Origin of the sequence: uncultured Maritalea sp. (assembly GCF_937139385.1) — a bacterium.
Taxonomy (GTDB): domain Bacteria; phylum Pseudomonadota; class Alphaproteobacteria; order Rhizobiales; family Devosiaceae; genus Maritalea; species Maritalea porphyrae_A.
This window is the reverse complement of sequence record NZ_CAKZPW010000096.1, coordinates 1-4,634: the sequence shown is the minus strand read 5'-3', so window position 1 is coordinate 4,634 and position 4,634 is coordinate 1. Positions and strand designations below refer to the sequence as shown.

Below are 4,634 nucleotides of genomic sequence, written 5' to 3'. Positions count from 1 at the left end.
CGCAATGCTTGTCGATCAACTCACCAAAAGGAATACCCATTTCTTCTTCAAATGTGGCTGGCGTATTCACATGGCCAGAAACGCAGAACAGTTTTGAACCCGTGTTGTTCTCTCGGCCCAAACCAGCAAACCAAGAACCTCCGCGACGCAGAATTTCTGGCACAACAGCAATTGATTCAACGTTGTTCACGGTCGTTGGGCAACCATAAAGGCCCATGCCCGCAGGAAACGGTGGTTTCAACCGTGGTTGACCCTTTTTGCCTTCAAGGCTTTCAAGCAGCGCTGTTTCTTCACCACAAATGTAAGCACCGGCACCGTGATGGACGATGATATCAAAGTCCCATCCGTGCACATTGTTCTTACCGATAAGGTTCGCGTCATAGGCTTGATCAACAGCTGCTTGCAGCGCTTCGCGCTCGCGAACAAACTCGCCACGCACATAAATGTATGCGTGATGCGCGTCCATTGCGCGGCCAGCCAACAAACACCCTTCAACAAGATGATGCGGATCATGGCGCATGATTTCGCGGTCTTTACAGGTGCCTGGCTCTGATTCATCAGCATTCACCACCAAATAGTGAGGACGACCGTCGCTCACCTTTGGCATAAATGACCATTTCAAACCTGTTGGAAAACCCGCGCCACCACGGCCACGTAGGCCCGAGGATTTCACCTCGTCTGTGATCCAATCGCGACCCCTATCGATAAACGATTTGGTTTGCGACCAAGAACCACGGCTAAGCGCGCCCTTAAGGCCCCAATCGCCCTGATTGTAAAGGTTTGTGAAAATACGGTCTTGATCTGACAACATATCTTAGCGCCCCCGCATGTAAGCTGCGAACAGCAAGAAACCGACAACAGCACTCACCACAAACCCCAAAAAGCCTGAGGTTAGAACAAGTGCAAACATGCCTACGACCCGAATGGCAAGATAAGTGGCAACCATGAACGCAATCGCGATCACAATGTTTTTGCCACTCATTTCAACGCCCAAAATCTTTTGTGCCATCAGCGTGGATCCTTACCAAAGACTTTGCGATATTCTTCGGCACCACCTTTGGCCAAGGCCTTGGCTTGTGCTTTCCAATCATCGCGCTCGATCCGGCCTTTAAAGCTCAACCGATCATCGACTTCTGTGATTTGTTTCTTGGTGAGTTTGGCCACTTGCGCGAATTGGGTGATGCCCAATTCGTTCAACTTGCGCTCAAGCACAGGGCCAACACCAGAAATCAACTTCAGATCATCCTTGTCACCAGCTGGTGCATCAAACAAAGGCGCATTTGCATCCGCGGGCTTTACTGCAGCTTTCGCTACAGGTTTTTTCACTGCCACCTTAGGCGCTTCAGCTTTTGCAGCTTTGGTCGCCTTTGGCTTTGATGCCGCAGCCTTGGCTGGTGCTCTCTTGGCAGGAGCTTTAGCAACCTTTGTTTCTTTGCGCGTAGGAACTTCCGTCAAAGTGACCATGCCACCTTCAGGAGCGGAAAACTGACGGTCAATCTGGGGGCCAACTTTTACGTCTTTGCCAGCTTCAAACTCGTTAATAATCTCTTCTAACCGCTCAGGGGTCAGGTCTTCATATGTATCTTTAAAGACCATCATCATGGGCGCATTCACACATGCACCAAGACACTCAACCTCTTCCCAAGACAAAGTGCCCGAGGCGTTGGTTTCAAACGGCTTATCGTTGATCTTGGATTTACAAACCTTGATCAAATCCTCAGAGCCACGCAACATGCACGGTGTGGTGCCACACACTTGAATATGGGCTTTCGTACCAACTGGCTTCAGCTGGAACTGCGTGTAAAAAGTCGCAACTTCTAATACCCGGATGTAGGGCATTTCAAGCATATCTGCCACATGCTCGATACAACGTTTGGTTACCCAACCATCTTGATCTTGCGCCCGCATCAACAACGGGATGACAGCCGACTGTTGTCGGCCTTCAGGATATTTAGCGATCGTTTGTTTAGCCCACTTCAAATTTTCTGCGTTGAACGCAAAACCTTCAGGCTGCACTTGATCCTCTGCGAGACGACGTACTGACATTACCTGTCCACCTCACCAAATACGATATCAAGGGTACCAATAATCGCTGACACGTCGGCGAGCATATGGCCCTTACTAATGAAATCCATCGCTGACATATGCGCGAAACCTGGGGCGCGAATTTTGCAACGATACGGCTTATTTGACCCATCTGATACGAGATACACACCAAACTCACCTTTTGGCGCTTCAACAGAGGCGTAAACTTCGCCAGCTGGAACTTTGTAGCCTTCGGTATAGAGTTTAAAGTGGTGAATAAGTGCTTCCATCGACTGTTTCATTTCATTCCGTTTTGGCGGAACAATTTTACCGTCGGTGGATGAAACAGGTCCCTGCCCTTCAGGCGCACGTAGCTTTTCAATGCACTGACGCATGATACGAACAGACTGCTTCATCTCTTCCATGCGGCACAGGTAACGGTCATAACAATCGCCGTTTTTGCCCACTGGAATGTCAAATTCCATCTCTTCATAGCACTCATAAGGCTGCGACTTGCGCAAATCCCATCGTGCACCGGAGCCACGAACCATCACGCCTGAAAAACCCCACTCCCAAGCATCATCAAGCGCCACGTTGCAAATATCAACGTTACGCTGCTTGAAAATCCGGTTGTCGGTCAAAAGACCTTCAATGTCATCACAAACATCAAGGAATGGATCACACCATGCTTCAATGTCATTGAGCAACTCAGGCGGAAGGTCTTGATGAACCCCACCAGGACGCACATAGGCCGCGTGCAAACGCGCACCACATGCACGTTCATAAAAAATCATCAGCTTTTCACGCTCTTCAAAGCCCCAAAGCGGCGGTGTCAACGCACCAACGTCCAAAGCCTGTGTCGTGATATTCAACAAGTGATTGAGAATGCGCCCAATTTCTGAATAGAGCACGCGGATCAATTGACCACGCCGCGGCACTTCAATGCCCAATAGCTTTTCGACAGCCAGAGCAAAGGCATGCTCTTGGTTCATCGGCGCCACATAATCTAGGCGGTCAAAGTATGGAACGGCTTGCAAATAGGTCTTTTGCTCTATCAGCTTTTCCGTACCACGGTGCAACAATCCAACGTGCGGATCACACCGTTCAACAACTTCGCCGTCCAGTTCCAGAACCAAACGCAACACGCCGTGCGCCGCAGGGTGCTGCGGGCCGAAGTTGATGTTAAAATTTCTTACCTGAGCTTCTGCCATGATAAACCTCAGCTCTGCGCTTTTTCGTCACCGGGCAGCACATAATCAGTGCCTTCCCAAGGTGAGAGATAATCAAAATTTCTGAATTCTTGCGCTAGTTTCACAGGCTCATAAACGACCCGCTTCAACTCTTCATTGTAGCGAACTTCAACAAACCCGGTCACCGGGAAGTCTTTGCGCAACGGATAACCTTCAAAACCATAGTCTGTCAGCAAGCGACGAAGGTCTGGGTGACCCACGAACAAAATGCCGTACATGTCATAGGCTTCGCGCTCGAACCAATCCGCACCAGGAAAAACTTCACAAATGGAATCAACGGGTGTTTTCTCATCTGTGGTCAGCTTCACGCGAATGCGCACATTCCGTGTAGGGCTGAGCAAATGATAAACCACATCAAAACGCTCTGGGCGGGCTGGATAGTCCACACCACATGCATCGATAAAACTGAAGAATTGGCATTGGCTATCTTCTTTTAGAAAGCGCATCACCGCAACAATAGAGGAGCGCTCGATATTCAGCGTAAGCTCGTCAAAGCTCATATCCGTTGAAAGGATGGCATCCCCCAACTTCGCTGCAATATACTCGCCAAGTTCGCTAAGCGTTGTATCCATTGTCACGCCCTATCGCTCAATTGTGCCGGTACGGCGAAGCTTCTTTTGCAGCATCAAGATGCCATACAAAAGCGCCTCAGCAGTTGGTGGGCAACCAGGAACGTAAATGTCCACTGGCACAACCCGGTCACAACCGCGCACCACAGAATAAGAATAATGGTAATAACCACCGCCGTTTGCACATGACCCCATAGAGATCACATAGCGCGGCTCTGGCATTTGATCGTAGACTTTGCGCAACGCCGGAGCCATTTTATTGGTCAAAGTGCCCGCAACAATCATCACATCGCTCTGGCGGGGGGAGGCCCGGGGCGCAAAGCCAAAGCGCTCGAGATCATAACGCGGCATCGAGGCCTGCATCATCTCTACGGCGCAACACGCAAGCCCGAACGTCATCCACATCAAACTGCCTGTCCGCGCCCACGTCACAAGGTCATCAGACGCCGCAACGATAAAGCCCTTATCGGCCAGTTCATTATTCAGACCGTCAAAAAACGGGTCGTGTTTCTTCGGATCATAGGCCGGCGTCCCCATATCACGGGCAGCGGAACCGGCAGGTGTAATTATACTCGACATATCTCTTCCTATCCCTGCCCTATTCCCAATCCAGCGCGCCTTTGTCCCACGCATATTTCAGCCCAACGAGCAATTCAGCGAGGAACAACATCACAACAACCCAGCCATAGGTACCAACTTCGCCGATAGACACCGCATATGGAAACAGGAACGCGACTTCGAGGTCGAAAATAATAAATAGGATGGCAACAAGATAGAAACGGACGTCAAA

Annotated in this window: 7 protein-coding genes; all 7 read right to left on the bottom strand. The window is 50.1% G+C overall.

Annotated elements, in window-relative coordinates:
• Positions 1–811: NADH-quinone oxidoreductase subunit NuoF (gene nuoF / locus Q0231_RS03945; protein ID WP_299345355.1), on the bottom strand; the 811-nt coding region annotated here is incomplete at its 3' end.
• A 3-nt stretch (positions 812–814) separates the two neighbouring features.
• On the bottom strand, positions 815–1,009 hold the full coding sequence (locus tag Q0231_RS03940) for a hypothetical protein (protein WP_269394153.1): 195 nt from the start codon (positions 1,007–1,009) through the stop codon (positions 815–817).
• Positions 1,009–2,046, bottom strand: coding sequence for an NADH-quinone oxidoreductase subunit NuoE (gene nuoE / locus Q0231_RS03935; protein WP_269394152.1), 1,038 nt, complete (start codon positions 2,044–2,046; stop codon positions 1,009–1,011). Before nuoE ends, Q0231_RS03940 begins: the two co-directional genes overlap by 1 nt.
• Entirely contained in the window at positions 2,046–3,236 is a 1,191-nt protein-coding gene (locus tag Q0231_RS03930) for an NADH-quinone oxidoreductase subunit D (protein WP_269394151.1), read from the bottom strand. The genes nuoE and Q0231_RS03930 overlap by 1 nt, the downstream gene beginning before the upstream one ends.
• 8 nt (positions 3,237–3,244) lie before the next feature.
• Complete coding sequence (locus Q0231_RS03925; protein ID WP_269394150.1) at positions 3,245–3,847, bottom strand: NADH-quinone oxidoreductase subunit C; 603 nt, start codon at positions 3,845–3,847, stop codon at positions 3,245–3,247.
• Between the two features lie 9 nt (positions 3,848–3,856).
• The gene (locus Q0231_RS03920) at positions 3,857–4,381 is read right to left on the bottom strand and encodes an NADH-quinone oxidoreductase subunit B family protein (protein ID WP_299345358.1); all 525 of its coding nucleotides are present in this window, start codon (positions 4,379–4,381) and stop codon (positions 3,857–3,859) included.
• A 61-nt stretch (positions 4,382–4,442) separates the two neighbouring features.
• On the bottom strand, positions 4,443–4,634 hold a 192-nt coding region (ndhC, locus tag Q0231_RS03915; RefSeq protein ID WP_299345348.1), incomplete at its 5' end, for an NADH-quinone oxidoreductase subunit A.

Coding starts and splice junctions, on each gene's coding strand:
- nuoE (WP_269394152.1), bottom strand. CDS start 2,046: ATGTCAGTACGTCGTCTCGCAGAGGATCAAGTGCAGCCTGAAGGTTTT.
- Q0231_RS03940 (WP_269394153.1), bottom strand. CDS start 1,009: ATGGCACAAAAGATTTTGGGCGTTGAAATGAGTGGCAAAAACATTGTG.
- Q0231_RS03920 (WP_299345358.1), bottom strand. CDS start 4,381: ATGGGGACGCCGGCCTATGATCCGAAGAAACACGACCCGTTTTTTGAC.
- Q0231_RS03925 (WP_269394150.1), bottom strand. CDS start 3,847: ATGGATACAACGCTTAGCGAACTTGGCGAGTATATTGCAGCGAAGTTG.
- Q0231_RS03930 (WP_269394151.1), bottom strand. CDS start 3,236: ATGGCAGAAGCTCAGGTAAGAAATTTTAACATCAACTTCGGCCCGCAG.